The 14,806-nt window shown below is 55.7% G+C and carries 13 protein-coding genes; 3 read left to right on the forward strand and 10 right to left on the reverse strand.

Annotation, left to right across the window (positions count from 1 at the left end; translation table 11 throughout):
- Positions 1 to 12: 12 nt before the first annotated feature.
- From gabP to HV345_RS05705, 6 genes are all read right to left on the reverse strand, one after another.
- Positions 13 to 1,413 carry a GABA permease gene (gene gabP / locus HV345_RS05680; protein WP_016154136.1) on the reverse strand — a complete coding sequence of 467 codons (1,401 nt, stop codon included), beginning with the start codon at positions 1,411 to 1,413 and terminating at the stop codon, positions 13 to 15.
- Positions 1,414 to 1,566: 153 nt separating this feature from the next.
- Positions 1,567 to 2,850 (reverse strand): 4-aminobutyrate--2-oxoglutarate transaminase, encoded by a 1,284-nt coding sequence (gene gabT, locus HV345_RS05685; RefSeq protein WP_046274853.1) that lies wholly within the window; start codon positions 2,848 to 2,850, stop codon positions 1,567 to 1,569.
- A gap of 25 nt (positions 2,851 to 2,875) precedes the next feature.
- Entirely contained in the window at positions 2,876 to 4,324 is a 1,449-nt protein-coding gene (gene gabD / locus HV345_RS05690) for an NADP-dependent succinate-semialdehyde dehydrogenase (RefSeq protein ID WP_181636365.1), read from the reverse strand.
- Between the two features lie 23 nt (positions 4,325 to 4,347).
- The gene (gene lhgO / locus HV345_RS05695; protein WP_016157289.1) at positions 4,348 to 5,616 is read right to left on the reverse strand and encodes an L-2-hydroxyglutarate oxidase; all 1,269 of its coding nucleotides are present in this window, start codon (positions 5,614 to 5,616) and stop codon (positions 4,348 to 4,350) included.
- Between the two features lie 19 nt (positions 5,617 to 5,635).
- Complete coding sequence (glaH, locus tag HV345_RS05700; RefSeq protein ID WP_016154132.1) at positions 5,636 to 6,613, reverse strand: glutarate dioxygenase GlaH; 978 nt, start codon at positions 6,611 to 6,613, stop codon at positions 5,636 to 5,638.
- Positions 6,614 to 6,873: 260 nt separating this feature from the next.
- The gene (locus HV345_RS05705; RefSeq protein WP_075847563.1) at positions 6,874 to 7,476 is read right to left on the reverse strand and encodes a short chain dehydrogenase; all 603 of its coding nucleotides are present in this window, start codon (positions 7,474 to 7,476) and stop codon (positions 6,874 to 6,876) included.
- Between the two features lie 98 nt (positions 7,477 to 7,574).
- Here HV345_RS05705 and HV345_RS05710 point away from each other — a divergent pair, with 98 nt between their 5' ends.
- Positions 7,575 to 8,465, forward strand: coding sequence for a LysR family transcriptional regulator (locus HV345_RS05710; RefSeq protein WP_131379906.1), 891 nt, complete (start codon positions 7,575 to 7,577; stop codon positions 8,463 to 8,465).
- A 43-nt stretch (positions 8,466 to 8,508) separates the two neighbouring features.
- Here HV345_RS05710 and HV345_RS05715 read toward each other — a convergent pair whose 3' ends face one another.
- Genes HV345_RS05715 through HV345_RS05725 form a run of 3 tightly spaced genes read right to left on the reverse strand, consistent with a single transcriptional unit; the run spans position 8,509 to position 11,460 of the window.
- Positions 8,509 to 10,023, reverse strand: coding sequence for a tripartite tricarboxylate transporter permease (locus tag HV345_RS05715; protein ID WP_047414797.1), 1,515 nt, complete (start codon positions 10,021 to 10,023; stop codon positions 8,509 to 8,511).
- Between the two features lie 10 nt (positions 10,024 to 10,033).
- Positions 10,034 to 10,468 carry a tripartite tricarboxylate transporter TctB family protein gene (locus HV345_RS05720; protein ID WP_087050849.1) on the reverse strand — a complete coding sequence of 145 codons (435 nt, stop codon included), beginning with the start codon at positions 10,466 to 10,468 and terminating at the stop codon, positions 10,034 to 10,036.
- Positions 10,469 to 10,482: 14 nt separating this feature from the next.
- Positions 10,483 to 11,460: a tripartite tricarboxylate transporter substrate binding protein gene (locus HV345_RS05725; RefSeq protein ID WP_016154127.1), complete on the reverse strand. Its 978-nt coding sequence runs from the start codon at positions 11,458 to 11,460 to the stop codon at positions 10,483 to 10,485.
- A 153-nt stretch (positions 11,461 to 11,613) separates the two neighbouring features.
- Here HV345_RS05725 and tctD point away from each other — a divergent pair, with 153 nt between their 5' ends.
- Together tctD and HV345_RS05735 are read left to right on the forward strand one after the other, a co-directional pair.
- Positions 11,614 to 12,288 (forward strand): transcriptional regulator TctD, encoded by a 675-nt coding sequence (gene tctD / locus HV345_RS05730; protein WP_016157281.1) that lies wholly within the window; start codon positions 11,614 to 11,616, stop codon positions 12,286 to 12,288.
- On the forward strand, positions 12,275 to 13,726 hold the full coding sequence (locus HV345_RS05735; RefSeq protein WP_131346633.1) for a sensor histidine kinase: 1,452 nt from the start codon (positions 12,275 to 12,277) through the stop codon (positions 13,724 to 13,726). The genes tctD and HV345_RS05735 overlap by 14 nt, the downstream gene beginning before the upstream one ends.
- Here HV345_RS05735 and HV345_RS05740 read toward each other — a convergent pair.
- A complete protein-coding gene (locus HV345_RS05740; RefSeq protein ID WP_181636366.1) occupies positions 13,719 to 14,801 on the reverse strand; it encodes a fimbrial protein in 1,083 nt (360 codons plus the stop codon). The genes HV345_RS05735 and HV345_RS05740 overlap by 8 nt on opposite strands.
- Positions 14,802 to 14,806: the final 5 nt, after the last annotated feature.

Raw genomic sequence — 14,806 nt, forward strand, 5'->3', positions numbered from 1 at the left:
CCGGGAAAAGGTTTAATGCGTATTTTGCAACGGTGCTTTTTGCCACGATAGCAGTTTTTTCCAGCGTGACATAATAGGCACGGTGCAAATAATTCCTATGGCTAACAACCCGGTAGAGATAACTTCCAGTTGTTGAGCCGGGCGAAAGAGCATCACCACCAGCACAAAGATAATAAAGGCGATTACCAGCCAGGTAAGCCACGGATAGAGCCACATTTTCAGTTTAATTTCACCGCCTCGCGCCAGCAGGATTTTGCGCATCCGCAGTTGGGAAATTGCAATCACCAGATAAACCAGCAGGGCGATGGCACCGGAGCTGTCGATCAGGAATTTGAACACCTTGGCCGGGGCGTAATAGTTGACCACCACGGTGAGGAACGCGGCACCCGTAGACAGCAACACCGCCACATAAGGCGTTTTACTCCGGTTCGTTTTACCCATAAAGGCGGGAGCATCGCCACGACGGCTCAGGGAGTAAAGCATACGCGAGGACGTATACAGCGCGGAGTTCAGACAACTGGTTACCGACAGCAATATGACACAGTCCATGATCAGCTTCGCGTGTGGGATATGCAGTAACTCCAGCACCGAGCGGTAAGAACCCACCTCTTTCAGTCCCGGCATGTTCCACGGAATCAGCGCGACGACCACGAAAATAGAGCACAGATAGAAGATGGAGATACGCCAGATAACCGAGTTGGTGGCGCGGACGATGTGCTTATCCGGGGTATCGGACTCGGCGGCGGCGATGGTAACAATCTCTGCGCCCATAAAGGAGAACATGGTGATTAGCATCGCGCTGATCACCGCGCCAAAGCCGTTGGGCATGAAGCCGCCCTGATCCCACAGGCGCGAAACTCCGCTGACCTCGGCATAGGGGTAGAAACCGCTAATCGCCACCGCACCGAGAGTGATAAACGCCAGAATGGCAATCACTTTGCACAGCGCCAGCCAGAACTCGAACTCACCGTAATTTTTGACGCTCAGCAAATTACTGCCGGTTAATGCCAACGTGATAACCAGAGAAAACAGCCAGATAGGAATGCCTGGAACCCAGGAGTGCAGAATGATGGCGGCAATATTCGCTTCCAGCGGGATAACCAACACCCAGAACCACCAGTACAGCCAGCCGATGGTATAACCCGCCCACGGCCCAATGGCCTTATCGGCGTAGGTGGAAAAGGAACCGGTATCCGGGGTGGCAACGGCCATTTCGGCCAGCATGCGCATAATCATCACCACCAGCAATCCGGCGAACAGATAGGCCAGTAATACTGCGGGACCGGCTTCTGCAATCGCCACGCTTGAACCCACAAACAAACTTGCGCCGATAACCCCGGCAATAGACAGCATGGTGACGTGGCGTGATTTCAGCCCGCCCCCTAAATCATGTGATTGTGACACTTGCCCCATCTTTTAAACCTCTCGAAAGTATTTCACTTGGGAGAGCACCCCGGCATTCCCGCGCCGGGGCACGCGTATTTATTGTTATTGACCCTGTCTGCCGGATGGCGGCTCCGCCTTATCCGGCCTGAGGATTGCGTTTTTTATTGGTCGAATGCGGTGTTAACCCTGCTTCGCTTCGGCAAAACACTGAGCGATAATGTCCAGCCCCTGGCGGATTTGGGCATCTTCAATGGTCAGTGGGACAAGAATGCGCAGTACGTTGTAGTAAGGTCCGCAGGAGAGCAGGATCAGCCCTTTATCGCGCGCACGCGCGACGATTTCCGCGGTCAGTTTGGCGTCTGGTTTCGTGTGATCGCCGTCTTCAAACAGTTCGATTGCGATCATCGCTCCCAGCCCGCGTACATCGCCAATCTCGCGGTGGGTTTCCGCGATAGCCAGCAGGCCTTCGCGCAGGGTTTGCCCCAGGTCGTTGGCTTTTTGCAGCAGATTTTCCTGTTCGAAAATATTCAGTACCGCCAGTGCGGCGGCACAGGCAATCGGGTTACCGGCATAGGTACCGCCCAGACCGCCCGGTGGGATTGCGTCCATGACTTCGGCGCGCCCGGTCACTCCCGCCAGCGGGAAGCCACCGGCGATAGATTTGGCGAAGGTGGTGAGATCGGGCGCAACGCCCATCTGCTCCATAGCGAACAGCGTACCGGTACGGCCCGCGCCGCTCTGTACTTCATCGGCAATCAGCATGATGCCGTGCTCGTCACAAATGGCGCGCAGACGTTGCATAAAAGCAGGAGAGGCGGCGTAAAAACCACCTTCGCCCTGGACGGGCTCAATCACGATGGCGGCAACGTCTTCCGGAGCGGCATCATTTTTGAAGATACGGTGAATGCTGGCGATAGCATCGTCTTCACTGATGCCGTGCAGCGGGCAAGGATAAAGCGCACGGTACACGTGGCCCGGCATCAACCCCATTCCTGCAGAGTACGGGTTTACTTTCCCGGTCAGCGACAGGGTGTAGTGGGTTCGACCGTGGTAAGCACCGCTGAAGGCGATAGTGCCGGTTCGTTTGGTGGCAGCGCGGGCGATTTTCACCGCGTTTTCCACCGCTTCCGAGCCGGTTGTCACCAGCAGGGTTTTTTTGGCGAAATCGCCCGGCACTTTCTTATTCATGATTTCGCACAGCTCCAGGTACGGCTCATAGGCCAGCACCTGGAAACAGGTATGGGACAGCTTTTTCAACTGTGCTTCTACCGCAGAGACGATCTGCGGGTGCAGGTGGCCGGTGTTCAGCACCGCAATACCGCCAGCAAAATCGAGGAATTCACGGCCTTCAACGTCCCAGACTCGACAGTTTTCTGCACGCTCGGCAAAAATAGGATGGATTTGTCCTACGCCACGGGGAACGGCGTTGCTGCGACGTTGCATAAGTTCTTTGTTGGTGCTCATCAGGTGTTCTCCAGTATTTATTTTATTAAAGGCCGATGCACATATATTTGATTTCTAAGTAGTCTTCGATGCCGTATTTCGATCCTTCACGGCCAAGACCGGAGGCTTTGATTCCCCCAAACGGGGCGACTTCGTTGGAGATAATGCCGGTGTTAATCCCGACAATGCCGTATTCCAGCGCTTCGCCAACGCGAAAGACGCGGCTCAAATCACGGGCGTAGAAATAGGCGGCCAGACCAAACTCAGTGTCATTAGCCTGAGCGATGACGTCAGCCTCGTCCTTAAACCGGAACAGCGGAGCCAGCGGGCCGAACGTCTCTTCTTTGGCGACCTTCGCGTTGTCAGGCACATCCACCAAAATGGTGGGCTGGAAGAAGTTGCCGCCGAGTGCGTGAGGTTTGCCACCCGCGATAATGCGCGCGCCTTTATCCAGAGCATCGGCGATGTGTTCCTGCACTTTGGCTACCGCTTTCTCGTCGATCAGCGGCCCGGTGGTGACGTCAGGCTGCAGACCATCACCGAGGTGCAGTTTGCTCACTGCCTGCTGGAGTTTTTCGGCAAAACGGTCATACACGCCGTCCTGCACGTACAGGCGGTTGGCGCAGACACAGGTTTGGCCAGCGTTACGGAACTTCGATGCCAGTGCGCCTTCCACGGCTTTATCGAGATCGGCATCGTCAAAGACGATAAACGGCGCATTGCCGCCCAGCTCCAGCGACACTTTTTTGATGTCTTTGGCGCACTGCTGCATTAACTGACGGCCAATTTCGGTTGAGCCGGTAAATGACAGCTTGCGTACCAGCGGGTTGCCAGTCAGCTCGTTGCCGACCGCGCTCGCTGAACCGGTCACCACACTGAAAACGCCTGCCGGGATCCCGGCGCGATTGGCAAGCTCTGCCAGCGCCAGTGCGGAGTAGGGGGTCTGGCTGGCCGGTTTAAGCACCATTGTGCAACCAGCCGCCAGCGCCGGACCGGCTTTGCGGGTAATCATCGCCGCGGGGAAGTTCCACGGCGTAATCGCGGCGGTAACGCCGATCGGCTGTTTGATGACGATTAGGCGTTTGTCGGCCTGGTGGCCGGGGATCGTATCGCCATAGATACGTTTGCCCTCTTCGGCAAACCACTCAATAAAGGAAGCGGCATAGGTGATTTCACCTTTGGCTTCTGCCCGCGGTTTACCCTGTTCCAGGGTCATCAGACGGGCGAGATCGTCCTGATGCTCAATCATCAGGTTGAACCAGCGGCGCAGGATGTTGGCCCGCTCTTTGGCGGTCAGCGCACGCCAGGCGGGCAGAGCGCGGTTAGCGGCGTTAATCGCTTCGCGGGTTTCATCTGCCCCCATTTTCGGTACGCTACCTAATTGCTGACCGTTAGCGGGGTTGGTCACCGCGATGGTCTCGCCGCTGTTGGCGTCACGCCAGTTGCCGTCGATCAGTGCCTGCTGGCGAAATAAGGTTGGATCGTTAAGTTGCATAATTGCGTCCTGTCTAAATCGTTTTAACGGGTGAATGCGGCGTGTAATGTTTCCACGCTACGTGCCGCACGCAGCGTGCGTCCGGGATTACTCTGGTTCTCCAGCAGCGCATGAACTTTGCTGACAATATGTGCGCCGATAGGGATCGCCGACGTTGCTGCCGGAGAAGGCGCGTTACAGGTGTGAATTGAGCGTGGCGTGGTGACAAACAGGAAATCGTCGATTAGCTTGCCGTCCGGTGATACAGCCTGTGCCCGCACGCCTGCAGGCCAGGGCTGCAGATCCTTGAGCGTCAGACTCGGGCAGTACTTTTGTACCAGCCGCAGATAACCGCTTTTGCACAGCGAATTTTTCATTTCGCCAAGTCCTGAGCGCAGGTTGTTTTGCAGCACGCGACGAATGCCGGAAGAGCTGAGGATCTCCAGCGTATCGCTGAGCGAGAAGTCGCGTTTACGGTAGCCTTCACGTTTAAATGCCAGTACCGCGTTGGGGCCCACGGTGACGCTGCCGTCAATCATCCGGGTCAGATGAACGCCGAGAAACGGCATCGCCGGGTCGGGGATGGGGTAGATCAGATGGTTGACTATCTGGTTATGTTCTGACGCCAGACGGAAATATTCGCCACGGAACGGACAGATGATAAAGCCGGGTTCAACGCCGAGCATTTTCACTAGTCGGTCCGCCATCAGGCCAGAGCAGCTAATCAGCGTCGCTCCCTCAAATTCCTGACCCTGACGGGTATGTACGACAACGCCCGCAGCGTGCTCTTTTAGCGCGCTGACCTCAGCGTTGTAGATAATCTCACCGCCTTTGGCCTGAAATATCTTCGCCATCGCGGCGGTGACTTCGCGGTAGCTGACGATCCCGCTCGACGGAACAAAAATACCGCCCAGCCCGGTGATGTTGGGTTCACGCTCGCGAAGCTCCTGCGCATTCAGCCATTCGCGCTCAAGGCCGTTAGCGGCGGTGCGATCCCACAGCGCGCGCATGCGCTCCATTTCCAGTTCGGAGGTGGCAACCAGCATTTTTCCGCAGACGTCGTAGCGGATGCCGTTTTGGTCGCAAAAGGCTTTTGTGGCGCGATTTCCGGCCAGGCAAAACTGCGCCTTCAGGCTGCCGGGGGTGTAATAGACCCCGGCATGAATTACGCCGCTGTTGTGGCCCGTCTGGTGACAGGCCGGGCCGGACTCTTTTTCCAGCAGCGCGATTCTGGCGTCAGGATAGACATCAATCAGCTGCATGGCGGTCGACATGCCGATAATGCCGCCGCCAATAATCACAAAATCATACATCCGCTTTATTCCTTCGCGCTTACTGATGGGTCTGGTAGTGGTTTGTCGCGTAAGCGAAATAACCACGCTGGCGCATCAGCTCGCGGCGCAGGTCAGGATGCGAGGTGAAGCGATCGCGACCGTGCAACCAGAACAGGTTGTTGATTAGCAGGAATTTACCGACTGAAACCGGAACGGAAATAATGGCCTTGCTGGTTTCCAACGCATCGGACAAATCGCTCAGCCAGACGCCTTCTTCATAATCTTTTGGCTGGACGAACTGGTCGATGTAGCGCATCACCGGACGGCCTTGCTGGTCAACGTCAAACACCGGATGGAACACTTCCTGGCTGACGTTTTTGCTTGGCGGTGCGGCAAAGCGCATAGCGCGACGCGCCAGCGGGTGGGTAAAGTACTGATCCAGATGTTCCCAGTCGTCGAGGTGCAGCAGCAGCGAGTTACCGCCGGTCATGTTCTGCTCGTCAATCTTCATCATCAGCACATAGTCGGTGATTTCTTCGAGGTAGGTTCCGTCGTTATGCAGCTCCATTACACGGTGCGGCTGGCGCAGATAGCTGTCTGAGTTATCAACGTTTTTCACCACAAAACGGGCATAGTATTGACCGCTCATCGCATCAAAATTGGAGCGCCCGATAAGATGCGCTACCGCCGTCGCCAGCTTGACCATCTCTTCAGCCTGTGCCACATCATCTACGCCAACAGCGTTGATCAGCAGTGCGCCTTCGGCACGATCGAGCAACGTTTTCAGCAGTAAAGGCTGCAACTGATTGCCGCACAGGTCGTCGAGGATCTTGCCCACTTTGAAGCGCAGGAAGGATTTGTATTCCAGTGCCTGCACCGGCCACTGCGCTACGGCTTTCAGAAATTGCTCAGTGGTCTCAGCGGAAAAAGTCAGCTCCAGCAGGCGTGGGGACTGGGCTGATGGTTTCAACGTGAAACCGCTGTAGTGCTGGGCTGGATCATCAGCGTTCGGTTTTACGGCAGTCAGTGCGTTCATCAAATCGTTCCTCTCAGTAGATTGTCAGGGAGATATGGCGCAGCTCGTTTCGTAGCCATAAATTAAAAATATCTACATTTTTGAAAAACGCGCACAGAATGAGCTTGTTTGTTTATTGTTTGTGATCAAAAACAACAATTATTTAACATTATAAAAAGTGAGGTTAAGTGCGGGGAGGAGAAGGGAGGACAGGTAATGTTATTTTAAAACAAAGAGTTAATTATGCTGCCGCTGAGGGTAACTCAACGGCAGCAGCAAAGTCAGTAACCGACTTTATAAATGCGCCCGGTTTGGATGCCTTCCACGCTGCGGCGATAGGCATTGGCAACGGTAGCGGCGGGGACGCTTTCAAAGCCTGGGAAGAAACCATCGTATGCTTCGGCGGATTCACTGAGTACGGTTGGGCTTATCAGGTTAATGCGCTGACCACGACCTAGCTCACAGGCAGCAGCGCGCACAAATCCTTCCAGCCCGGCATTGATCGTTGCCGCATTCGCCCCTTGTGCGATGGGTTCATCGGCGATAATGCCGCTAATTAGCGTAATAGAGCCGCCATCATTGAGGAAATGTTGTCCGGTTAATGCCAGACGTATCTGGCCTAACAGCTTATCCTGTAATCCCTGATTAAAGTCCTCGTCGGTCATTGTCGACAGCGGGCCAAAGAACAGGTTGCCGGTGGCGGAAACGATCGCATCTACCCGACCGACTTTTTCAAACAATGCCCCGACACTCTCCTGCGAGGTGATATCGACCTGGTAATCTCCCTGCGTGCGACCTACGCGGATCACCTCATGTTTACGGCTTAACGTTTCTGTGACTGCGCGCCCCACTGTACCGCTGGCACCAATAATGACGATTTTCATAACCACCTCCAGAATAGTGTGAGCCGCTATTCTTTAATGAAAATGAAATCGGATAAACTGGCTATAAGTTAGATGATTACTAACCAGGAGTTTGTAATATGGATAAGCTGCGCGGCATGGAAACGTTTATCGCCGTGGTGGAGAGCGGAAGCTTTACCTCCGCGGCAACAAGACTCGAGATGTCTGCGGTGATGGTGGGAAAATATATCACCCAACTGGAAGCACAGCTTGGCACGCGTCTGCTGGAGCGCAATACTCGCCGCCAGAGCCTGACCGATGCCGGGCGTGTCTATTTTGAAGAAGCCCGCCGCGTGCTGGAGCAGGTGTCGATAGCTGAGCGTTCGGTAGAGCGTCTGCGGCTGGCCCCTGCGGGGACGCTGCGCATTAGCGCGCCTACTTCTTTTGGCGCTTGCGTTATCTCGCCGCTGGCCGCTGCGTTTTTACAGGCCTGGCCAGAGGTGCGCATTGAACTGGATCTGACCAACCGGATGGTTGATCTGGTGAATGAAGGCGTCGACCTGGCGATCCGTATTGGCGATATCCATCAGACTGATGTGGTGGCGAAATACCTGTGTCCTTACCGTATGGTGATCTGTGCATCAAAGGATTATCTTGCCCGTCATGGCACGCCCCTTACGCCAGCGGATCTGGTGGATCATCTGTGCCTGTCCCATACCGTGTGGACGGCTCGCAACGAATGGATACTGCCTGGCGTGACGGGTGAAGTCAGATGGAAGCGCGATGCGATCCTGCGCTGTAACGATGGTCATGGCCTGCGTATGGCGGCGGTAGCGGGGGCTGGACTGTTATTACAACCGGAGGTGCTGCTGGCGCAAGAGTTGGCTACCGGGAAACTGATTCGGATACTGGAAAAGTTTACGCCGCAGCCGCGGCCGATTCATCTACTGTGGCGACAAGATTTGCGTCCGCTGCCCAAGCTGACGCGGTTTGTTGAGCACGTACTCAGTGCCGTTCAGGAATTAAGATGAAAATGCCGGATAAGGCGCGTCAGCGCCGCTACCCGGCATATTATTAGCTGATATCCACCTGCGGTTTGCTGTTACGTTTACGAATCAGGCGTAGCACTGGCGGGACCACGATAACCAGTACCGCCATCACCAGCAGCACTTTCGCCACGCCGCTGGCCCACAGAATATCCATATTACCGTTACTGATAGACAGCGCCCGACGGAGGTTCTGCTCCAGCATTTCCCCGAGAACGAAGCCTAAAATCAACGGCGACATCGGGAAGTGCATTTTGCGCAATATGTAGCCCAGCACGCCGAGGGCAACCATCAGCACCAGATCGAAAGTGGTGCTGTGGACGGCATACACGCCCACCGCGGAGACTGCCGCGATAGCCGGTACCAAAAACCACAAGGGGATGGTCAGCATACGGGTAAACAGGCCGATCAACGGGATGTTCATCACCAGCAGCATCACGTTAGCAATCAGCAGCGCCGCAATCAGCCCCCAGACGATGTCCGGCTGTTCGGTGAACATGGCCGGACCCGGGGTGATATTGTACAGCGTCAGCGCGCCCATCATCACCGCCGTGGTGCCGGAGCCCGGTACGCCGAGCGTCAGCATCGGGATAAAGGAGCCACAGGCCGAGGCGTTGTTGGCGGCTTCGGGGGCCGCCACGCCGCGTATATCCCCTTTGCCGAAGCTTTCGCTATTGCCGCTGAGCTTTTTCTCGGTCATATAGGTGATAGCGCTGGCAATGGTTGCGCCCGCGCCGGGCAGGACGCCGACGAAAAAGCCAATCACCGATGAACGCAGGGTTGCGCCAACGCACTGCGCACCTTCTTTGGCGTTAAATAACATGCGGCCCGTTTTACGCACCAGCGTCTGGCCACTGCTGGTATGTTCCAGCATTAACAGTATTTCAGAGACTGAGAACAGCCCAATCACTACCACGATAAACTGCACACCGTCGGAGAGATGAACGCTGTCAAAGGTAAAGCGATAAACCCCGGTATTGGCGTCTACGCCAACGGTCGCAAGGCCGAGACCGATAAGCGCTGCCAGAAATGATTTCAGCGGGTTTTGCGCCATCATGCTGCCGAGGCAGGCAATGGCGAAAACCATTAAGGCAAAGTATTCCGCCGGACCGAAGGCCAGCGACCATTGGGCTAACGCCGGGGCAAACAGAATGATGCCGCCGATAGCGATAAGCGAACCAATGAAAGAGCTGACCGCCGAGATAGAGAGCGCAACGCCGCCGCGGCCTTGCTGCGCCATCGGGTAGCCATCCAGCGCGGTCATAATCGCCGCCGCATCGCCGGGAACATTCAGCAGGATGGAGGAGATACGTCCGCCGTATTCACAACCTATGTAGACCGTAGCCAGCAGGATCAGCGCAGATTCTGCAGGCAGATGCAAAGCGAAGGCCAGAGGCAGGAGGATCGCCACGCCGTTAATGGGTCCAAGACCAGGTAACAGCCCGACAATGGTACCGACAAAACAGCCAATCAGGGCGATGACCAGGTTTTCCGGCGTCATGGCCACCGCGAAACCCTGAGAAAGATAAATCCAGGTATCCATCGTTTCTCCGTTAACCCAGCCAGGCGCCGAGTGGTAAGGTGACGTCAAGCAGTCGGTCAAAGGCATACCACAGCAGAATGCCGAGTACCGCGCCGGAAATACCCGCAGCCGGAATGGTTGCGCCGAACAGCATGCCAATCACCACGGTGAGAATGGCGGTGGCGATGGGAAAACCGAGCCATTCGAAACCCCAGGCGTACATCAACAGAACAATCACCATCGTCAGCAGCTTTTGCAGCACGTGACGGCGGGGCCAACTGATGGTGTCGGGATGGCGCAACAGCAGCGCCACGGCGCATACCAGCATCAGGCTGATAATGCCAAGCGGAAAGGGACGCGGCCCAACCGGCTCATAGCTGTATTCGCTGGTGATTTGCCAGGCCACGAACAGCCCGGCTATGCAGAGCAACAGCCAGATACCTGCAAAAATACGATCGCTCATCATCTTTGCCTCTGCGCTTATTTCGCCAGACCGAAGGCTTTCGCCTGCTCACGGTAATCCGTGACCTGCTTTTTCACGTATTCGTCGAGCTGCTTACCGCTCATGTTGAATTCAAACAGGCCGCGCAGATCGCGCTGCTTTTTAAACTCATCGGTCTGCTGGAGTTTGTTAAAGGCATCAACCCACCACTGATACTCGGCGTCGCTGACTTTTGGTCCAACGTAGAAGCCACGAATGATGGGCCACACGAGGTCGTAACCCTGCTCTTTGGCGGTTGGTACGTTAGCTAACTGGCCTGGCAGACGTTGATCAGAGAACACGGCGAGCACGCGGATTTTGTCGCCGCTAAGATAAGGCACCATCTCGCTGAGATCGCCGGAAACCACCTGGACGTGATTCCCCATCAGCGCGGTGACCGGTTCGCCGCCGCCCTCAAAGGCCACATAGCGCATCTTGTGTGGATCGACGTTGGCTTTTTGCGCCAGCAGCGCCGACTTCATCCAGTCCTGACTACCGATAGAGGCGCCTGCGCCAATGACCACGCTGTTAGGATCTTTCTCCATAGCCGTCAGCAGATCTTTCAGCGTTTTCCAGGGTGAGTCCTGGCGTACGGCAATCATGCCGTAGTCAGTGCCCACGCTTGCCAGCCAGCGGACATCATCAACGCCGTAGCGACCAAACTTCCCTTGTGACAGGTTCAGCAGCGAGCCGCCGGAGAATGCCACTACGGTACCCGCTTCAGCCGGACGTTGCGCGACGATCGCGTTATAGGCCACGGCGCCAACGCCACCGGGCATGTAGGTTACGCGCATTGGTTTTTCGATAGCGCCGGTTTCCATCATGCTCACTTGAATCAACTTACAGGTGAGATCGAAACCACCGCCAGGTTTAGCAGGGGCGATACATTCTGTGCGCGATGGCGCTTGTTCAGCCAGAACAGAGGTACTCATCAGTAAAATGCTTGCAGTAAGGGTACGAAGTAACTGTTTTTTCATTGTTTATCCTCACGCCGGAAAACCGGATTTTCGGGTACGGAAGAAGATTTTTGTGATTATGTGAGCCGATGTGTAGCAGTTCGGTTGCATGATTGTTAAAACATTAACCTTTCAATTCCCTTTCAATGCGGCAGAAACTTTACAGGATGTGATATGCGTCTCTTATTAGCGGAAGATAACCGTGAGTTAGCTCACTGGCTGGAGAAAGCGCTGGTGCAAAACGGTTTTGCCGTCGACTGCGTTTTTGATGGCCTGGCGGCCGACCATCTTTTACATAGCGAAACGTACGCGCTGGCGGTGCTGGATATCAATATGCCGGGACTGGATGGTCTTGACGTCGTTCAGCGCCTGCGCAAACGCGGGCAGACGCTTCCTGTGCTGCTGCTGACGGCGCGCAGCGCGGTGGCCGATCGGGTGAAAGGATTGAACGTCGGGGCCGATGATTATCTGGCAAAACCGTTTGAAATCGAGGAGCTGGATGCGCGGCTGAGGGCTTTGCTACGCCGCAGCGCGGGGCAGGTGCAGGGCATACAGCAACTGGGTGAACTGGCGTTTCACGATGAGGGCTATTTTCTGTTGCAGGGGCAGCCGCTGGCGCTCACGCCCCGCGAACAGGCATTGCTGACGGTGCTGATGTACCGTCGATTGCGACCGGTTTCGCGTCAGCAGTTGTTTGAACAGGTCTTCAGTCTAAACGATGAGGTCAGCCCCGAAAGCATTGAATTGTACATCCATCGTCTGCGTAAAAAGCTACAGGGAAGCGATGTGCGCATCGCCACGCTGCGCGGGCTGGGCTATGTGCTGGAGCGTAGCGATGAAGTGGGTTAAACCCCAATCGTTGTACCTGCAACTGCTGATGTTTCTGGGTTTGCCGCTCATGTTGTTGTGGGGGTTGTCGGCATTTAACAGCTATGTCAGCGCGCTACAGGCGGCGACGCAGGCGTATGACCGGACGCTGCTCTCGTCTGCCAGAACCGTCTCCGAGCGACTGGTGGTGCACAACAAACAGCTGGAAGTGAATGTGCCGTGGGTGGTGCTGGACAGCTTTGAGCTGAATATGAACGACAGGTTGTATTACAAGGTGGTCGATCCGGCGGGGAAGGTTATCTCAGGTTATGACGATTTACCTGCGATGCCGCCTGCGACATCGCGTACGCGGCTTTATCCGGCGCTGGCGTGGTTTTATCACACTGAATATCGCGGTGAGGCAATTCGCGTGGCGCGGCTGCTGCAGCCCGTCAACGAGGGCGGCATTATCGGCATGGCCGAGATTTATGTCGCCGAAACGCTGCAATCGCGACGTTACCTGGCGCGACAGCTGCTGTTTTCCTCGTGGGTTTCGCAAGGGCTGCTGGTGCTGCTCACGCTGGTGCTGGTCGGCTGGCTGCTGCGTCGGGTGTTACGCCCGATGCGCCAGCTGTCATCACTGATGGTGCGTCGCGAGCCTGGGCTGCTGACGCCGCTGCCGGAGCTGCTGCCGTGGTCGGAAACCCGTCTGTTGATTGTGGCATTCAACCGTTATCTGGACCGACTTCGCGGCCTGATCTCTCGCCAGGAACGCTTCAGCGCGGATGCTTCCCATCAGCTTAAAACGCCGCTGGCGGTGCTAAAAACTCAGGCGGCGGTGGCCCTCGCCAGCCAGCAGCCGCAGCAATGGTACGAGAGTCTGCAAGCCATGAGCTCCACGCTGGACAACACCATTCAACTGACGGAAAGGCTGTTACAGCTGTCGGCTGTGAAGCGCAAAGAGCAAGGAGAAAGGCACTTCTCGCCGGTTAATTTGTATGAGGTGGTGCAAAGCAGTTGTTTCACGCGACTGGCGCAGGCGCGCAGTAAAGGGATCGATCTGGGCTATGAAGGGGAACAGAATGCGGTGTGGATTGAGGGTGATGAAGTCCTGCTTGGCGAACTGTGCGGGAATCTGCTGGATAACGCACTGAAATACACGCCGCCGCATGGTGTGGTAACCGCCCGTCTGCTGCGAAAAGGAGAGGCGGTGGTGCTGGTGGTTGAAGATAGCGGGCCGGGTATCGATGAGCAGATGGTGCACCAGGCGCTGCTACCGTTTCATCGCCTTGATAACGTCGGTAATGTCCCTGGCGCCGGGATAGGCCTGGCGCTGGTCAACGACATTGCTCGTCTGCACCGCACGCACCCTCAGCTATCACGGAGTGAAACATTAGGCGGGTTAAGCGTACGACTGCGGTTTTTATGCCTGGTGCGAGACGCGCAGGACGATCAGCATCGTCCTGCGCCTGTTATTTAAAGGTCACCGTCGCATTGACAGGGATACTAAATGTGCCGGGTTGGGGAGGATTCTTCAGCCAGAACAGGGTTGCCATGAACTCTTTGCGTCGGCTGTCGCTCTGGTTGGTAAACGCGCTGCTGGCAAAATCGATACGGTTGCCGCTGATAATGTCCCCGGAGCCGGGGTGTGCAGCATCCTGGAGCGTAACGCCGATATCTGGCGTACCCTGACCGGTAAAAACTACGCCGCTGTTGCTTGTGGTGCCGGTAAACGTTACCGCGTAGTTGATGCCGCGACATTCATGCTTCCCGGCGGCTTCTGCGGCAATAACGGCAAACTGTTTACTGTGGCTGTTATCTTTTCCCACTTTTGCTTCGGTAATGCTGATCCTGCCAAACTCGACGGTATCCGTTCCTTTGTCAGAGCTGATAGAGACGATCGGTTCGCAGTTGATATAACTGATGTTATTCAGGCCATTAAGCGCGGGGCCAAAGTTTTTTGCCGGATTGCTGGTGGAGCAATGCGAACCGCAGGCGTTAATGCTGCCAATACCGTCGACGACGAAAACTTTGTTGATGGTGCGACCGGCCAGCGCAGGCAAAGGATCCGGGAGTTTTCCGGTAGCGACCAGACTGAGGTTAAAGGTGAAAGAAAATGTTTGTGGGCGCGCCTGGCAGTCACTGGCATGGCTGTGGTTATTACTGCTGCAGTAGTTGTCTGAACGTGTTCGGGGCAACGTTGCCTGATATTGGGTGGTGACGGCCTGGGCGCTTTGATCGTAGGGGCGACCATCAATGCTCACCACCAGTTTCATATTGGTTCCCTGCAGAAAATGCGCAAACTCATGATCAGGGTCGATGTAGATTCTGGCGGCTTCGCCGTGGGGCATATAGTCTGTGTCGCGGCAAGTGACGCTAACGGTTTGCGGATTGGACACCCAAACGGTGTCCCCAGCGGTGGTACTGTGGCTGATTTTAATGGGATCAACGTGTACGGAGACGCTGTTTGCTGTACAGGTAACCGCATAGCTTGCACTACTGAATATCGGCAAACAAAGCAGCACCACAAGTTTAACTATTTTTAACGGATTCATTGATT

Origin of the sequence: Citrobacter sp. RHBSTW-00986 (assembly GCF_013783065.1) — a bacterium.
Lineage (GTDB): Bacteria > Pseudomonadota > Gammaproteobacteria > Enterobacterales > Enterobacteriaceae > Citrobacter > Citrobacter braakii.